This is a genomic window from Mycobacterium sp. NGS56 (genome assembly GCF_059812425.1).
Genome location: NZ_JCALCQ010000008.1, coordinates 67,449 through 83,549, shown reverse-complemented (window position 1 = coordinate 83,549; position 16,101 = coordinate 67,449). Strand labels below are relative to the sequence as shown.

Genomic DNA, 16,101 nt, shown 5'->3' with positions numbered 1-16,101 from the left:
TCAACACGCTGTTGATAGCGTTGGATTCATGACTGAGCACCTTGACGTCCTCATCGTGGGCGCCGGCATCTCCGGCGTGAGCGCGGCCTGGCACCTGCAGGAACGCTGCCCGACAAAGAGCTACGCCATTCTCGAACGCCGCGCCGACCTCGGCGGAACGTGGGACCTGTTCAAATACCCGGGGATCCGGTCGGACTCCGACATGTTCACCCTGGGCTTCCGGTTCAAGCCCTGGCGATCGGCGAAGTCCATCGCCGACGGAGCGTCGATCAAGTCCTATATCAAAGAAGCCGCGGTCGAGAACCGGATCGAGCCGCACATCCGCTACCGCCACCGGGTGGTGGCCGCCGACTGGTCCGATGCCGACAACCTCTGGACCCTGACCGTCGAGAGCGATGGCGGCCAGAGCGAGATCACGTGCTCGTTCTTGTTCGCCTGCACCGGCTACTACAACTATGACGGGGGATATTCGCCCACCTTCCCCGGCGCGGACGACTTCGGGGGCACCATTGTCCATCCGCAACACTGGCCGGAGGACCTCGACTATGCGGGCAAGCGCATCGTCGTCATCGGTTCCGGAGCCACCGCGATCACCCTGATTCCCGCCCTGGTCAACTCGGGCGCCGGGCACGTCACGATGCTGCAGCGCTCGCCGACCTACATCGGCTCGCTGCCCGGTGTTGATCCCTTCGCAGTCAAGGCGAACCGACTGCTGCCCGACCGCCTCGCGCATATGGCCAACCGGTGGAAAGCTATCGCGTTCAGTACCTTTCAGTATCAGCTGTCCCGCAAGGCGCCGGGCTATATGCGCAAGACGTTGATGACCATGGCGCAGCGGCGCCTACCGGAGGGCTACGACGTCGAAAAGCACTTCGGCCCGCGCTACAACGTCTGGGATGAGCGGCTGTGCCTGGCGCCCGACGGCGACTTCTTCCGGACCATCCGCCACGGTAAGGCCGACGTCGTCACCGACACCATCGAGCGGTTCACCAAGACCGGTATCAGGCTCACCTCGGGTGAAGAGCTGGCGGCCGACATCATCATCACCGCAACGGGGTTGAACATGCAGTTGCTGGGCGGGGTGAAGCCGACCCGCAACGGTGCGGACATCGATCTGACCTCACTGATGACCTACAAGGGCCTGATGTTTTCCGGTGTGCCGAACTTCGCCATCACCTTCGGATACACGAACGCGTCCTGGACGCTGAAGGCTGACCTGGTCTCCGAATTCGTCTGCCGATTGCTGAACTACATGGACGCCAAAGGCTTTGACTTCGTGGAGCCTCAGCACCCGGGCAATGACGTTGACGAGCTGCCGTTCATGGACTTCACTCCCGGCTACTTCCGGCGTTCGATGGACCTGTTGCCCAAGTCGGGGTCGCGGGCACCGTGGCGGCTCAAGCAGAACTACTTCATCGACATGCGCACCATCCGGCGTGGCAAGGTCGACGACGAAGGCTTGAAGTTCGCGAAAAAGCGTGTGCCGGTGGCGGTTTAGCGGATTACTGTTCTAGGGCGACGACGATTATGCCGTCGTCGTCGCTGTAGGCGATCTCGCCCGGCACGAACGTCACCCCGCCCAGGGTGATCTCGACATCGCGCTCGCCGGCGCCGGTTTTGGTGCTCTTGCGGGGATTGGTGCCCAACGCCTTGATACCGATATCCATGCCGCGCAACGTGGCAGAGTCGCGCACCGCGCCGTTGACGATGAGCCCGGCCCAGCCATTTGAGCGGGCCAGCTCGGCGATCACATCGCCGACCAGCGCGGTATGCAGGGAGCCGTCGCCGTCGATGACCAAGACGCCGCCGCCGCCCGGCTCCGAGAGGACCGACTTCAGCAGCGCGTTGTCCTGAAAACATCGCACGGTGCTGATCGGTCCGGCGAATTCGGTCCGGCCGCCCAACTGGCGGAATTGCACGTCGCAGCTGCGTACGTCGGGACCGATGCTGTCTACCAGGTCGGCCGTCGGCCGGAAAGACACCGTCACTTTGACACGGTAAATCAGCGGCGACGCAGCTGGCGGATGAGCAAGATGGCCAGCAGGCTCACGGCCAGGGCAACGATCAGCGGCACCGGAGATTGGCCCGCCGTCGGACCCGCGGCCGCGGGAGAGACGGGGTTGTTCGCGGCCTCCACCGTGGACTTCGCCTGTGCGGCAGCATCTTTGGCGGCCGCGGTTACGTCACCATTGCTTTCGGCGCGCCGCTGGACATCGACCGGCTGCTCGGGAGGTTTCGGCGGCGCGGGCTCGGCGTTCTTCGCCGGTGCCTTCTTGGCGGGCGCCTTCTTCGCCGGTGCCTTCTTGGCGGGCGCCTTTTTCGCCGGTGCTTTTTTGGCGGGCGCCTTGGCGGTCTTTTTCGCCGCCTTAGCGGGTGGTTTCTTCTCCGGCGGAGTGCCGGCGCCGTCGGGTGCGCTGTTGGTCGGGTCCTGCGGGTCTGCCATGCGGCCGCTCCTCGAGCTTCCTTCGTCGTCGTTCCCCCACCGGGTTCAAGGTCCCATCATGCCAGGACGCCTCGCGGCGCCTCGGCCGCCGGTCACCGGCCACCGGCGTCACCGCCGGCCACGCGTCGCCCACCACGCACCGCCGGCGACGAGTGCGACCGCGATGGCCACGAACGGCCAGACCGGGAGCGCGCCGCCGTCCGGGCCCGCCGCGGGGGGACCAGGCGTGCCCGTGCCGGGCACGGTGAGCCTGAACGACCAAGACCCGGACACCACGTGGCCATCGGCGGACGTCACGCGGTAGTTCACCGTGTACGTCCCGGCCGGTCCGAGTGCACGCAGCGCGATGCCGACGACCGCACCCCGCACGGCGGGCTCTCCGGCCGACCACACGTTGCCGTCGGGTCCCACCACCGTCATCGCGGCGAAGGTGGTTTGCAGCTGCTCGTTGAACGTGGCGCTCACCCGCTGCGGACCGGCCGCCAGCACCGCATCGGCCGCGGGATCGGTGGATATGCGGGTGGCGTGTGCCGACGCGGCCGGCGCCATCAGTGTGGCGATCACAAACGCGACGCCGGCGCACGCGCCAACCGCCAGGCGCCTCATGCCCGGCGGCGGATCAGTGCGATCGCGACGCCCGCAGCCGCGAGCACCAGAGCCGCGCCCGCAAGCAGTCGGGCGGTGTTATCGGCCGCGGTCGACCGCGCTGCGGCAGGCGCGGGGCTGGGCGACCCGTGGTGTTGGTGCGGTCCCGGCTGGGCGGTGGCGAGGGTGAGCATGGGCGCCGGGTGCTCCGGCTCGCTCCCGTCGGGCAGCGGCTGCTGATCCCAGTTCACGACGGTCCCGTCGGCGTAGGTCTGCGCGGCCGGGAAGCTGACGGTATCGGTGTCGGGCAGTTTCACCGACAACCGGAACAGCCCGAATTGATCCGGTCCGATCCCCCCGTTGGGCGCGGCGGTCCACGTCACCGAGCGCACGGTGCCGGACGCGACGTCCCGGTCGAGCTTGGCCGTCCAGCCGGGCAGGCTTTCGGTGCGTGCCGATGCGACGTCGGAGAGCGTGATGGTCAACGCCGTGGTGAGCGCCCCGGTGTTCGATTCGTTTGGCACCTGGAAGGTGACGACCGCCATGGCGCCCCGCACCGCGTTGTCACTACTGGCGTGCACATGCGCCCAGGCGGCGGGAGTTTGGGCCGCAGCCCCGAAATACAGGGCGACGGCCGCGGAGACAGCGATCAGGCTACGCGCGATCCACCTGCTGCGAACTGACATGGCGAAGTGCTGGGTTTCGGGCGGGTTCAGTTCAGTCCGAGGCGGGCCATCAGGTCCGCCTCGATCCCGTCGAGCTGCGACGAGATGGCGGCGTGGGCCGCGCGACGCCGTGCGGCAGGCATGTTTTCGGCGGCGGTGATCGCCGCGGACAGATCGGTCAGCCGCTCGGCTATCGCGGACACGAACTGCTTGGTCTCGGCATCCTTGGGCTTCTTGTCCTGCACCATTCGCAGCGATTTCTCCGCGCCGGCGATGCGGGCGGACAGTTGGGCGCCGTGACCGGAGAATTGGCCGATCTGAGCAAACGGAATGCCGAGCTGATCTGCGCGGCGCTGGTCGATCAGCGCGCGGACCGCGACGGCCCCACGGTAGATGAGGGGGGTGAGGATCGGTGCGAGCAGCCGAGACACGGTCAGCACCCGGCGGATTCGTGTCGGTGAGAAGATCTTGCCCTCCCGCGCGGCTTTGAGTTGGGCCTCAGCGACTTTCAATGCGTTGCGGTCGCTGTCTCGCTGCGCCTTGATCTGCGCGCGCAGCGCCTTGCCCTCCGCCCGTTGAGCGGCCTTGGCGCGCCGAACCTCGTGTTTTGCGGCCAGCTTGGCCTCGAGCTTCGCGCGGGCCTTGATCGCCCGGGCTTCAGCGCGACGCGTCGCGCGACTTTTTCGCTTGCGGAACAAGGCCATTCCCGGCCGCCTCCCGGTCATCTCGTGGATTAGCTCTCGCGGTTGCGCGATCCGCTTTGCCAACCCTAATCGGAATGGGCGGGCGGCAGCCCTCCAGGGCGGGCCCTACAGCCGGTGGCGGGCGTGGGCGTCAGGCGTCTAAGTGCTCGGCGCGTCGCAACTCGTTGACTCGCTCCATGACCTCATGCTGCGCCTCGGGGGAAAGCTCGGCCGTGCGCACCGCGATGCGGCGCACATTGTCGTCGCGCGTCGTGGCCAGCCACGACAATTCCCTGTCGAGTTTCTCGTAGTACTCGTCGTCGGTGAAGTAGGCCGACTTGATCCGGAAGAAGTTGGCCAAAGCGGCCATGGTCGCCGTCGACGGGTTGGTGCGATTGCCGGAACGCAACTGAGAGAGGTAGGGAGCCGACATCGTGATGCCCTCGGCCTTGAGCGCCGCGATCACTTCCGCGGAGGTGTGCGGCCCGCGTCCGGGCGGATACACCGTGTCGAACAGGCGGTTCAGGCGAGCAGCGAATGTCGTGCTCATTGATATGACCTCCACTGGGCTGTAGAAGTGAACTATTACCTAGGTGTATTTGCTGATCATGGTAGCGAGGCTTGGTGACCGTAACCAGGTGCAAACCCCGAGGGTACGCCGACCGGCATAGCTGACGCCTACCAACTTCTCACTTGACGAGCGTCTAACTGATTCGCTGGGGTGTCCACTAAAACACTGAAACTCACAGGTTATCCGCAGAATTCGGCATTCGCCGCTTAGTGGCGGACGGATGGCCTGCTGACGGGGGAAATAGCGTGCGACGCCGTGCTGAGCGACCGCACCGCAACGGATCGGCAAGCTGGGACGATTCAGCGCGCCCTTTGCTGCCGAGAACGAAATCCGCCTCGTTGACTGACGCGCCGCCCGGCCACCTCAGCCCGAGGCCGGTGGCCGAGGCGTCGTTAACTTAACCGGTTCGAGTCGTCCCCGCCGATCTCCGCGACGGTTCGCGGCGCCGCAGCGCCTGCGCGACCGCGAATACGGCCGCGCAGACCGCCACCGCGACGGTCGCGGCGACGGCCCCCCAACGCCAGCCCAAGGCACTGTCGAACAGCATCCACAACCCGAAAGCGAGGAACAGCAGGCTGGCCGCGACGTGCAGCAGTTTTTCCGGAAGGCGCCGATGCAGCAGCCGTCCCGCGGCGATCGCCAAGCCATCGGCGAGCACCATTCCCGCCGTCGAGCCGATCCACACCCCGATCCAGTCGTGATCGCTGGCCAATGTCACCGTCGCCAGGGTGGTTTTGTCAGTCATCTCCGCGAGCGCGAACGACGACACCACCGTCAGGAAGGCGAATCGCGGTTCGCGCGGCTGCGACGCCGCCTCGTCGGTCGCGGCGCCCTCACGCCAGGCCCATACCGCGAACGCGAGGAACGCGAGGGCCGATACGAAGGCCAGCGGGCGCGCCGGCAGGGCAGCGCCCAAGAAATTGCCGAGCGCCACCGAAACCCCGTGCACTGAGAACGCTGCGACGGCCACCCCGGTCAGCACCACCCACCAGCGGTAGCGCAGGGCGTAGGTGATGGTGATGAGCTGGGACCTGTCGCCGAGTTCGGCGATGAAGACCACTCCCAGGGTCAACAGCGTGGCGGCGAGCATCTCGGACGACCTTTCGACACGTCGTCGACGACCGTGGAAGTCGTCGAACTCCGGTCGAAGGTCTCGCCCACCGGAAGACCCGGTTCGCCGGCCGGGCTGTGCGCCAGTATGTCGACCCGACGATTGGGGGCTACTCCCCTTCGCTAACGGTCCCAGGCTAGTGGGCCCATTCGGCGTCCGCCACCGGCGCAGCGGAGTTCGGTCGGCCGTATTTCTGGCGTTCGACCACCGAACTGTCGTCGGGCATTTGGTTACGCGGCGAGCAGCATCGCCAATATCGCCGTATCGGGATGGTTGATCGGGTCGACACCGACCCGACTCACCATCGAGGTGATGGTGCCGTCGGCCTCCGCTTCCACCCACGCCGCCCGATGCTCGAGTCCCAGATATGGCAAGCCAGGCAGCAATACGCATCCCGAGGCCGCCCCGGTGCATTCGGGCAGTGACGGCGTGGTCTCTGAGGGCGGGTGCAACATCAGGAGGGCCGGAGGTTGATGGTCTGCGAAATAGCCTGGCTGGATCGCGGATTCACCGAAGACCGTGCCTTCGGCGAGCACCAGGCCGACCGTGCCTGGCTCGGGCTCGTCCGGCAATTCTTCGCGAGCGCCGAAGACCGTTGTGGTGGAGAGCAATCCGGGCAACGACGCGATCCTGACCGCGACCATGAGCAGCTGGGCCCATTCTTTGGTCGAATCGGGCCACCGCCCGGAGATCACGAACCCCTTCAGGGCACCACGAGAATGGAACGGGGAAACCCCGATAGGCCCGTCCGACCCAGTCTCCATTTCGACCTCCGCGCGACGCTTCCGCTTGGAATAACCACACTGGTAAGTCCGAATAATTAAGCATGCCTGCGGTTTAGGCGCGGTGCAACACGACACGGTCAGCGGCGCGGGCGCACGCCTTCGCGCGGTCGGATGAGGGTCGAACAAACGACTGGGGCGCCGCGCAAACCGCGCGACGCCCCCGCCGATCGAAATGAAAGTCAGCCGAAAATCAGACCCTGGGTTTTCGAGGTCGCGGCCGCGTACCGCTTCTGCACGTCCGCCCAGTTGACGACGTTCCAGAACGCCTTCACGTAATCCGCCTTGACGTTCTTGTACTGCAGGTAGAAGGCGTGCTCCCACATGTCGACCTGCAGCAGCGGGATGATGCCGAGCGGAACGTTGGCCTGCTGGTCGTACAGCTGGAAGGTCAGCAGCCGGCCGCCGAGGGTGTCGTAGCCCAAGACCGCCCAACCCGACCCCTGCAGTCCGTTTGCGGCGGCGCTGAACTGCGCGCGGAATCGGTCGAAGGATCCGAACGCGTCGTCGATTGCGGCGGCCAGGTCACCGGTCGGCTTGTCGCCGCCGTCCGGCGACAGGTTCTTCCACCAGATCGAGTGGTTGACGTGACCACCCAAGTGGAAGGCGAGGTTCTTTTCGTTCAGGAAGATCGCAGCGTGGTCCTCGTTGGCGCGTGCCTCTTCGAGCTTGGACAGAGCGTCGTTGACGCCTTTGACGTACGTGGCGTGGTGCTTGGTGTGGTGGATCTCGTTGATCTGCCCCGAGATGTGCGGTTCCAACGCTGCATAGTCCCAGTCCAAGTCGGGCAGGGTGTATTCAGCCACGGCATTCCTTTCTTCGGTTGTCGTCTTGACGCTCAGTCGCGCGGTGCCGCCTCACGGAGGCCAGCCGAGATCAACCCTGCTCCATGACCGCGCGCTCCGCAAGAACGACCCTTGTGAGCCGGAACGCGGATACCCGCTCAGCGACGATTCAAGACAAGACGAATCAAGACAAGACGATGATCGCGAGCACCGCGAGCAACAGCAGAGCGATCAATCCCGCGCGCAGTGCGGCGACGCTATAGCTGTGATTCCACGCCGGCGAGCCGCAATACGACTTCGACGGGCCCGCTGAACCCGGACCGAACGAATGCGTGGCCATCACTCGCCTTTCCACCACGGTCACCTCGCGTCAGTGAGGTGAGTCACAAACACCTTTCGCGAACGCGATCATAGCGCCTCCGGGCGAGCATGCGAAATAATGCGCTGAACTGTGGGTTGGCGATAACCGCAGGGCATTCGGGGGAAGTAGATCGAGGGCTGGGACGACCGTACCAATGCTTAGCAAGGCAAGCGGTTTCGCTCGACGCCCGGTTTGGGCCCGCCTTGGCGTGCTTATAACCCGCCGAGCGTTATCCACAGAGACACCACGGTCTGCCCCCGGAGGCTGTAGCGATGCTTTTCGCGCCCGCTGAACGGGTGTGGACAAACCTGTGGAAACTGTGGATAGCCGTCCGCGGCGCGGTCGGTTGCCGAGCCCGCCGAACGGTAGTCGATCACCGTTCCCACGCATCCGGTCGCCGGTGTCCCTCGGCCCGCGTCGGGCCGGCGTTAGTCTGGTCCGGTGATCCAGGTGTGCTCCCAATGCGGCACGCGCTGGAACGTGCGCGACCGGCAACGCGAATGGTGTCCCCGCTGCCGCGGGGCCCTGATGGCGCCCACGCCCGATGGACCCCCTGCAGACCCGCGATGGAGCGCACCCGGCGCACCGACGCAGACTCGCCCGTCGGCGACCCCGAGGTGGCCGCGCACGCCGCCGCGGTTGCCGCCCGGCTACCGCTGGATAGCGGTGCGGCCCGGCGCAGCGCCGCCGACCCGACGCGGCCGCCGTCCGCTTGGGCCCACGCCGCGCTACACCGTCATACCGCGCTGGGGTTTGGCCGACCGCGCCGAGCAGACGCCCGCAGCTGTCGCAGCACCTGCGCAGGCGGGGCCGCTGGCGCAGCTCGTCCGCACCATGACCTTCGTCAGTGTGCTGGTGCTCAGCATCGCCGCCCTGGTCTACGTGGTGCGGTATGTGCTGCTGGTGATCAACCGCAACACCCTGCTGAATTCATGGGTGGCCATCGGAGCCGACTGGCTCGGTGTGCTTGCCAGCGTGGGCGCGGGCGCGGCGGTGATCGCCTCCGGTGTGCTGCTGATCCGCTGGATGATCGCGCGCCGCGCCGCGGTGTTGGCCCATCACGGCCTGCCTGAGCAGCGCTCGACCCGGGCGCTGTGGGCGGGCTGCATTGTGCCGTTGGCCAACCTGCTGTGGGCCCCGGTGTACGTGATCGAGCTGGCCATACTTGAAGAGCACTACACCCGCCTGCGACGCACCATCCTTCAATGGTGGGGCGCATGGGTGTGCAGCTACGCGGTGTCCATCGCGGCGATCGCGACCAGCTTCGCCACCGACGCCCAGGGCATCGCCAACAACACCGTGCTGACGGTCTTCGCCTACCTGTTCGCGGCCGCCACGCTGGCCGCAGCCACGCGCGTCTTCGAGGGATTCCAGCGCAAGCCGGTCGCACGGCCCGCGCGTCGCTGGATCGCGGTTGGCGATGACCAGCCCGCCGCACCGGCGTCGGCCGACCCAGTTGAGTTGAAGGGGCAGGAACCGGCAGCATAGGGGTATGACGTGGGCCGACGAGGTGCTCGCCGGGCACCCCTTTGTCGTCGCCCACCGGGGCGCCTCGGCCGCTCGGCCCGAACACACACTGGCCGCCTATGACCTCGCGCTCAAAGAAGGCGCCGACGGCGTCGAATGCGACGTGCGATTGACCCGCGACGGCCATCTGGTGTGTGTACACGACCGCCGGCTGGACAGGACCTCGACCGGGGCGGGCCTGGTCAGCACCATGACGCTTGCCGAGCTGCGTGAGCTCGAGTATGGGGCGTGGCACGACAGCTGGCGAGAAGACGGCACGCACGGTGACACCAGTTTGCTGACGCTGGACGCGCTGGTTTCACTGGTGCTGGACTGGCGTCGGCCGGTGAAGCTGTTCATCGAAACCAAACACCCGGTCCGGTACGGCTCGTTGGTGGAAACCAAGCTGCTCGCGGCGCTGCATCGCTTCGGCATCGCAGCGCCCGCCTCGGCGGACCGGTCCCGCGCGGTGGTGATGTCATTCTCGGCCGCCGCGGTCTGGCGGATCCGGCGAGCTGCGCCGCTGCTGCCCACGGTGTTACTCGGTAAGACCGCGCGCTACCTGACCAGCGGTGCGCCCACCGCCATCGGCGCCACCGCCGTCGGGCCTTCGCTGACGACACTCAAGGAATATCCGCAGCTCGCCGACCGCGCCATCGCCCAGGGCAGGGCGGTCTACTGCTGGAATGTCGACGACTACGAAGACATCGACTTCTGCCGCGACGTAGGGGTGGCCTGGCTCGCCACGCACCACCCGGGTCGCACCAAGGCGTGGTTGCAGGGCAACCGTGCGGGCGAGGGCAGCCGTTAGCCGACCGCTATTGCTGCTCGCCCGACGCGGGCGGCACCGGCGCGTCGGACGCCAACGACTGAAACAACTTGGCGGCCTCCTCGTGATTCCACACCACGGCCGAGCCGGCGTCGCCGCTGGTGAATTCGCCGATCGGGACGGTCATGGTGGTGGTCGTCCCGTGCAGTGCCCAGCCGAGCCGGGCCAGGTCCCAGACGTGGTCATCCCGGTCGACGGTCAGCGCGTCGGCGGCCGCGCGCGGCACCGAGTACCAGCGCCATGGATTGAGCCATACCGCGGGACTGGCGGCCCGACGCAGCAGCGCCGTCACGAACTGCCGTTGCTTGACCATCCGGTCCAGGTCGGCTCGCGGCGTATCGCGTGACCTGACATACCCGAGCGCGCTGCGGCCGGTCAGGGTCTGGCAGCCGGCCGGCAGATCGATGCCGGCCAACGGGTCTTTGAACGGCGCCTTCGGGCAGACGGTCACACCGCCCAGGGCGTCCACCAGCGCGGCGAATCCGCCGAATCCGATCTCGGCGTAATGAGCGAGGCGCAGGCCGGCGGCCCGCTCCACCGTCTGCACCAGCAGTTGCGCGCCACCCATCGCGAACGCGGCGTTGATCTTGTCCTTGCCATGACCCGGGATGGCCACGTAGGAGTCGCGCGGTATCGACACCATCGTCGGCGTCGCGTCGGATCCGACACCAGGCACGTGTACCAGCAGGATCGTGTCGGTACGGCCGTTACCGATGTCGCCACCGGTGGTCAAGTCCTGTTGCTGCGCGGCGGTGAGTCCCTGGCGGCTGTCCGATCCGACGATGAGCCAGTTGGTGCCCCGGCCGGCTGTGGGGCGGCCGGGGTAATCGGTGAGCACCTCCTCGCGGTGCAGCTTGTAGTCGAACCAAACCGCACCGCCGATGATGCCGACGCCGACCAGCAGAACGGTCACCAGCAGGACCGATACCACCGTGCGGACCCAGCGGAGTCTGCCTCGCTTGCGGGTGCTCGGCGCTTGCGGTCGTCGCGGCGGTACCTGGGACGGCGACGAAGCGACGGCGCTCGGGGGAGGTGTCGTTTGTCGCCGCAGCGGCTGGGTCTCCGCGGTCGGTGACGGGGAAGGCGCGCTCTGGCGGCGGATTACCTGCGGCGGTTCGTTGCCCGGTTGCCCGGCGCGCGGGCGCAGGGGCGGGCTCGAGCCCTCAGGACGCCGGCGCTGCGGTGATCGTTCGCCGTTCACCTGGTTAACGTACGTGCCCCGGGCTCGCCGGTGCTGGCACGCCGCGACTTCGGCTAGCCGCGCGCGCGAAGGCCGTTGATGAACGGGCAGCCCATCAGCACCCGGATGGCCTGGCTCAGACCGGTCATGTCCTCGACCGGCTTGTGGAACGGCAGCCGGACGTCGTGGTCGCGGTCGTCGCCCTCGACCCGGAAGCGGACGCCGTAACGGTCCAGGCCCAGGGGTCGCACGTGGCCGCGCCGCAGCGGCGCCGGGAGCCTGGACACCAGTCGGGCCAGGACGTCGCGGTGGGCCGTGTCCAGGTGCCACAGCAGGTTCGACTCGAGGGCACAGAACGGGTCCGGCCGGGCAGCCAGCAGGGCGGCCACGCTGACCGGTTCCGCGCCGGTGGCATCGGTGACGACCACCGAGGCGATCTCGAGGCGCAACAATGTGTACCGCAGCTCTTCGCTGTCGGCGGGGGCGCATCGCGGCGTGTCGACGCCCAGCAAGGCCGGATTCGGACACTCCGCGGCGATCAGGTCGAGCGTGTCGAGGATCTCGGTCGGGTGCACCTCCTGCAGGTGGCCTCGCACCCAGACCAGCGAGCGGACCGGTTCGCGCAACGGGAGCGGCGCGTAGTCGGTCAGCTCCAGCAGCGCTTGGGAGCCCGAGGCGGGGCGTGTGAGCCCGCGTTCCTGTTCTGCGGGTACTACCAGCGCGACGGATCCGTCGTCCATCAGGTGATGTACCGGGGTGGCGACCGGGTCGTCATGGTCGATGGCCAGCAGCGCGCTGCCGGCGCGGACACAGGCGCTGCGGATCCGTTCGGCGGTGGTCGGGGCGGGGCAGCTCAGCGGTAACACAATTCTCGTCCTTCGATTAGGTAAGCCTAAGTTAACTTACCTGGGAGTGGCGTCGCAAGGGTTTTCTGTCCTGTACGCCGCTAGGGTTGGGACGTGGCCCGCATCGCATACCTCGGTCCCGAGGGGACGTTCACCGAGGCGGCGCTGCGGCAGATCACCGCCGCCGGCCTGGTCCCCGAACAGGACTCGGCCGCAGTTCAACCCGCGCCCGTCGAAAGCAACTCCGCGGCACTGGATGCCGTGCGCGACGGCGCGGCTGACTATGCCTGCGTTCCGATCGAGAACTCGATCGACGGTTCCGTGACGCCAACGTTGGACAGCCTGGCCATCGGCTCACCCCTGCAGGTTTTCGCCGAAACCACGCTGACCGTCGCGTTCAGCATCGTTGTCAAGCCCGGCCGTAGCGCCGCGGACGTGCGGACGCTGGCGGCCTTCAGTGTGGCGGCGGCCCAGGTGCGACAGTGGTTGGCCGCCAATCTGGCCGATGCCAAGCTGCGGCCCGCGTACTCCAACGCTGACGCCGCCCAACAAGTGGCCGAGGGACACGTCGACGCCGCGGTGACCTCGCCGCTGGCCGCCGACCGTTGGGGGCTGGCCACCCTGGCCGAGGGAGTCGTCGACGAACCCAACGCCCGCACCCGCTTCCTTCTGGTCGGGCGTCCGGCCCCACCACCGGCGCGCACCGGAGCCGACCGCACCTCGGTGGTGCTCCAAATCGACAACGCACCCGGTGCGTTGCTGGGCGCGCTCGCTGAATTCGGCGTCCGTGGCATCGACCTGACCCGCATCGAATCCCGGCCCACCAGAACCGGACTCGGCACCTACCGATTTTTTGTTGATTGTGTGGGCCATATCGACGACGATGCGGTCGCCGAGGCACTCAAAGCACTGCACCGACGTTGTGCCGATGTGCGATACCTGGGGTCCTGGCCCACCGGCTCACCAGCCGGAGGGCTGCCGCCGTCGGCCGACGAGGCCACGCGCTGGCTGACGCAGCTTCGAGACGGAAGACCGGACGGGCGGGGGGCGCGGCGGTGAGCGGCCGGTTGATCCTGTTGCGACACGGCCAGTCCTTCGGAAACGTCGACCGCCGCCTCGACACCCGCCCGCCCGGTGCGGAGCTGACCCCGCTGGGCCGCGACCAGGCCCGCGCGTTTGCCCGCCGTTCGCCGCGGCCGGCGATGCTCGCACACTCCGCGGCCACCCGGGCGTTGCAGACGGCCGCCGTGATCGGCGGCCAGCTCGACATGCCCGCCACCGAAATGGCCGGCGTCCACGAGGTCCAAGTCGGGCGGCTGGAAAACCGCAACGACGACGACGCGGTCGCCGAGTTCAACGCGGTCTACGAGCGTTGGCACCACGGCGAGCTCGGCCTCGCGCTGCCCGGTGGCGAAACCGGCAACGACGTGCTGGACCGTTACGTGCCGGTGCTCACCGATCTGCGCCTGCGCTATCTCGACAACCGCGACTTCCACGGCGACATCATCCTCGTCAGCCACGGCGCCGCGATCCGGCTGGCCGCCGCGGTGTTAGCCGGCGTAGCTGCCGAGTTCGCGCTGGACAACCACCTGGACAACGCCGAATCGGTGGCATTGACCCCGATCACCGACGGGCGGTGGAGTTGCGTGCGCTGGGGAAGCTTGACGCCACCGTTCTACCCGAAGGAAGAAGCGACCCCCGTCACGGACGCGGTGCGCTCAAGCACCGACCCGATGGGCTGACTTCTCGGTCAGACGGCCAGCGCAACTACTTCGGTGCATGCGCAGCCGACGGCGTCGCAGTCGATGACGAAGGCGTGCGGCAACAGCTCCGGACTGAAGCAGTCCGGCTCCGTGCATTCCGACCGGTGCAGCGCGTGGCGAATGATGGTGCCGTGACAGTGATCTAAGCCTGCCCGGCAGTCGCGGCAGTCAATGCTCATAGGTGAGTTCATAGCATCCGGCGGGGACGAATCCGGGATGCCGCGCCCGGAAATCCGGCGGGCGTTCGAGGTACTCAGGCCCAGCCCAGCTCGTGCAACCGGTCGTCGTCGATGCCGAAGTGGTGCGCGATCTCGTGGATCACCGTGATTGCCACCTCCTGAACGACCTCGTCTTCGGATTCACACACGTCCAGCAGCGCCTCGCGGTAGATGGTGATGGCGTCCGGCAACGAGCCGAAGTAGTCGGAGTCTCGTTCGGTCAGCGCCACCCCCTCGTACAGCCCGAGCAGTTCGGTGTCTTCGGGGTGGCGGTCTTCGACGAGTACGACGACGTTGTCCATGGCGGCCGCCAGCTCGGGCGGGATCAGGTCGAGGGCGTCGGAGACCAATTCGTCGAAGCGCTGCGGATTCATCCGCACGGACACTCGGCTAGCCCCCCGGCGGTGGCTCGGCGGGTGGCGCCTCCGGTGCGGGATTCGGCGGTGGCGCGGGCGGCGGGGCCGGCGCGGGCGCCTCGGGTGCCGGATTGGCCGGCGGGCCACCGTTATCCGCGGGCGGCGGGGCCTGCTGGGCCGGGGCCTGCTGGGGTTGCTGAACGGGCTGTTGTCCGGGCAGGTGCTGATTATTCGGCGGGATCTCCGGGGCCGGGCCGGGACCGAGGCCCGACTGCGTGGACGGCGGCTGCGCCGGGCCCTGAAGGGGAATCGGCGGCATGGTGAGGCGCTCTTCGGGGATGTCGGGTGGCGGCAGCGGTGGTTGGCCGTTGATCAGCAGCTGACCCTTGGCGCTGTTCAGCAGGGTGGCCCAGCCGCCGTTGCCCAGCGTGGCGCCGATGCTGCAGGCCACTTCGCGGCTGCCCGCCGTCCAGCTGGCCAGCGGCACCGTCGGGTAGATCAGTGTCAGGGTGGTGGTGCGCAGCTTGACCGGCGCCAGATACGCGTCCGTCATCTTGGTGCACGAATCTTTGATGAAAGCGTCCTGGTCGGGCTCGGTGGGCAGGCCACCGGGGAACTTCTCGCCCAGGTTGACCGTGCCGGTGACTTCCATCGCGTGCGGCGCCGCGCAGTCAACCGGCGCGTCGGTCGGCTGGTTGGTCGCCGAATCGATGCCCAGGCACGTGCCGGCCCGCCACACCTTGGACTGGTCGACGTCGGCGACCTTGCCCTTGAAGACTTGCTGCTGATTGCTCATCCCGGGCAGTTGCAGGCCACACAACATGCGGCGATCGCCGGACTGGCGCCAGGCTCGGTCGCCCGGCCAGAGCAGGCTGACGGTGAACTTGCTGTTCGGATCGAACTTGGGGCCGAGGTAATTGCGGACGGCCGCCTCACACTGCTCCTGGGTGATCTGCTGAATGCGTGCCGGCGTCGGCGGGGCGGCGCTGGGCCCGTACTCGGCGCCAGGGAACGTCCTCAGGTCGATGGATTCGGCGACCTCGAATTTGTGGTCGTCGCCGCAGTTGACGATCTTCGCCGATTCCGGTGTGATGTCCGGCCACATCAGGCACTCCCCGGCGGCCGCGCGGTTGAAGGCGGCTTCGCTCTTGGTGCCGGTGCTGCGCACGGGGCTGCTGTCGAGGAACCGTCCCGAGCCGGGGCCCCCCATCGGAATCGCGGTGACCAGCCCTGCGATCAACAGGCCGCCGAGCGCGGTCAGCAGTAGCGCGCGTCGAGTCGCCCGGGCCTGCAGGCTGCGCGGCCACCGGGAGGTGGACGGCTGCTGATCGGACGACTCATCGATCGGGGCGGCGGACAACTCGGCCCCCCGGCCTTCGGAAAGTTCTTTTTCGGGCGCTTGCGACATCCGGTCCATT

Annotated in this window: 19 protein-coding genes and 1 pseudogene; 5 read left to right on the top strand and 15 right to left on the bottom strand. The window is 67.6% G+C overall.

What is annotated here, in order from left to right; translation table 11 throughout:
* Positions 1-28: 28 nt before the first annotated feature.
* Positions 29-1,498, top strand: a complete 1,470-nt coding sequence (locus AC5Y4F_RS18725; RefSeq protein ID WP_499997832.1) for a flavin-containing monooxygenase — start codon at positions 29-31, stop codon at positions 1,496-1,498.
* 4 nt (positions 1,499-1,502) lie between these two features.
* On the opposite strand, the gene rraA is transcribed toward AC5Y4F_RS18725, so the two are convergent.
* The 10 genes from rraA to AC5Y4F_RS18675 all read right to left on the bottom strand — a co-directional run bounded on the left by rraA (position 1,503) and on the right by AC5Y4F_RS18675 (position 7,965).
* Complete coding sequence (gene rraA / locus AC5Y4F_RS18720; RefSeq protein ID WP_067940444.1) at positions 1,503-1,988, bottom strand: ribonuclease E activity regulator RraA; 486 nt, start codon at positions 1,986-1,988, stop codon at positions 1,503-1,505.
* 14 nt (positions 1,989-2,002) lie between these two features.
* Positions 2,003-2,443, bottom strand: a complete 441-nt coding sequence (locus AC5Y4F_RS18715; RefSeq protein ID WP_067940442.1) for an Rv3852 family protein — start codon at positions 2,441-2,443, stop codon at positions 2,003-2,005.
* A gap of 108 nt (positions 2,444-2,551) precedes the next feature.
* Positions 2,552-3,049 (bottom strand): copper resistance CopC family protein, encoded by a 498-nt coding sequence (locus AC5Y4F_RS18710; protein WP_067940439.1) that lies wholly within the window; start codon positions 3,047-3,049, stop codon positions 2,552-2,554.
* Positions 3,046-3,714 carry a YcnI family protein gene (locus tag AC5Y4F_RS18705; protein ID WP_067940436.1) on the bottom strand — a complete coding sequence of 223 codons (669 nt, stop codon included), beginning with the start codon at positions 3,712-3,714 and terminating at the stop codon, positions 3,046-3,048. The genes AC5Y4F_RS18710 and AC5Y4F_RS18705 overlap by 4 nt, the downstream gene beginning before the upstream one ends.
* A gap of 26 nt (positions 3,715-3,740) precedes the next feature.
* Complete coding sequence (locus AC5Y4F_RS18700) at positions 3,741-4,397, bottom strand: DUF6474 family protein (protein WP_499997831.1); 657 nt, start codon at positions 4,395-4,397, stop codon at positions 3,741-3,743.
* Positions 4,398-4,527: 130 nt separating this feature from the next.
* Positions 4,528-4,926, bottom strand: a complete 399-nt coding sequence (locus AC5Y4F_RS18695) for a secretion protein EspR (protein ID WP_067940431.1) — start codon at positions 4,924-4,926, stop codon at positions 4,528-4,530.
* Between the two features lie 418 nt (positions 4,927-5,344).
* Positions 5,345-6,037 (bottom strand): TMEM165/GDT1 family protein, encoded by a 693-nt coding sequence (locus AC5Y4F_RS18690; protein WP_499997830.1) that lies wholly within the window; start codon positions 6,035-6,037, stop codon positions 5,345-5,347.
* 251 nt (positions 6,038-6,288) lie between these two features.
* Positions 6,289-6,822: a peptidase gene (locus AC5Y4F_RS18685; protein ID WP_067940426.1), complete on the bottom strand. Its 534-nt coding sequence runs from the start codon at positions 6,820-6,822 to the stop codon at positions 6,289-6,291.
* A gap of 200 nt (positions 6,823-7,022) precedes the next feature.
* Positions 7,023-7,646, bottom strand: coding sequence for a superoxide dismutase (locus AC5Y4F_RS18680; RefSeq protein WP_067940423.1), 624 nt, complete (start codon positions 7,644-7,646; stop codon positions 7,023-7,025).
* A 163-nt stretch (positions 7,647-7,809) separates the two neighbouring features.
* Positions 7,810-7,965: a hypothetical protein gene (locus AC5Y4F_RS18675; RefSeq protein ID WP_197520704.1), complete on the bottom strand. Its 156-nt coding sequence runs from the start codon at positions 7,963-7,965 to the stop codon at positions 7,810-7,812.
* Between the two features lie 462 nt (positions 7,966-8,427).
* Here AC5Y4F_RS18675 and AC5Y4F_RS18670 point away from each other — a divergent pair, with 462 nt between their 5' ends.
* Complete coding sequence (locus AC5Y4F_RS18670) at positions 8,428-9,474, top strand: DUF4328 domain-containing protein (protein WP_499997829.1); 1,047 nt, start codon at positions 8,428-8,430, stop codon at positions 9,472-9,474.
* Between the two features lie 4 nt (positions 9,475-9,478).
* A complete protein-coding gene (locus AC5Y4F_RS18665; RefSeq protein WP_067940417.1) occupies positions 9,479-10,303 on the top strand; it encodes a glycerophosphodiester phosphodiesterase in 825 nt (274 codons plus the stop codon).
* 7 nt (positions 10,304-10,310) lie between these two features.
* On the opposite strand, the gene AC5Y4F_RS18660 is transcribed toward AC5Y4F_RS18665, so the two are convergent.
* Complete coding sequence (locus AC5Y4F_RS18660; RefSeq protein ID WP_499997828.1) at positions 10,311-11,522, bottom strand: LCP family protein; 1,212 nt, start codon at positions 11,520-11,522, stop codon at positions 10,311-10,313.
* 53 nt (positions 11,523-11,575) lie between these two features.
* A complete protein-coding gene (locus AC5Y4F_RS18655; RefSeq protein WP_499997827.1) occupies positions 11,576-12,367 on the bottom strand; it encodes a DUF2470 domain-containing protein in 792 nt (263 codons plus the stop codon).
* Between the two features lie 93 nt (positions 12,368-12,460).
* Here AC5Y4F_RS18655 and pheA point away from each other — a divergent pair, with 93 nt between their 5' ends.
* A complete protein-coding gene (pheA, locus tag AC5Y4F_RS18650) occupies positions 12,461-13,405 on the top strand; it encodes a prephenate dehydratase (protein ID WP_067940407.1) in 945 nt (314 codons plus the stop codon).
* Positions 13,402-14,088: a histidine phosphatase family protein gene (locus AC5Y4F_RS18645; protein ID WP_499997826.1), complete on the top strand. Its 687-nt coding sequence runs from the start codon at positions 13,402-13,404 to the stop codon at positions 14,086-14,088. Before pheA ends, AC5Y4F_RS18645 begins: the two co-directional genes overlap by 4 nt.
* A gap of 8 nt (positions 14,089-14,096) precedes the next feature.
* Here AC5Y4F_RS18645 and AC5Y4F_RS18640 read toward each other — a convergent pair whose 3' ends face one another.
* The 3 genes and pseudogenes from AC5Y4F_RS18640 to AC5Y4F_RS18630 form a co-directional block, all read right to left on the bottom strand.
* The gene (locus AC5Y4F_RS18640; protein WP_067104906.1) at positions 14,097-14,288 is read right to left on the bottom strand and encodes a hypothetical protein; all 192 of its coding nucleotides are present in this window, start codon (positions 14,286-14,288) and stop codon (positions 14,097-14,099) included.
* Positions 14,289-14,713, bottom strand: a pseudogene (locus AC5Y4F_RS18635) (metallopeptidase family protein); the annotation flags it as partial.
* A gap of 4 nt (positions 14,714-14,717) precedes the next feature.
* Entirely contained in the window at positions 14,718-16,100 is a 1,383-nt protein-coding gene (locus AC5Y4F_RS18630) for a septum formation family protein (RefSeq protein WP_499997825.1), read from the bottom strand.
* Between the last annotated feature and the right edge of the window lies 1 nt (position 16,101).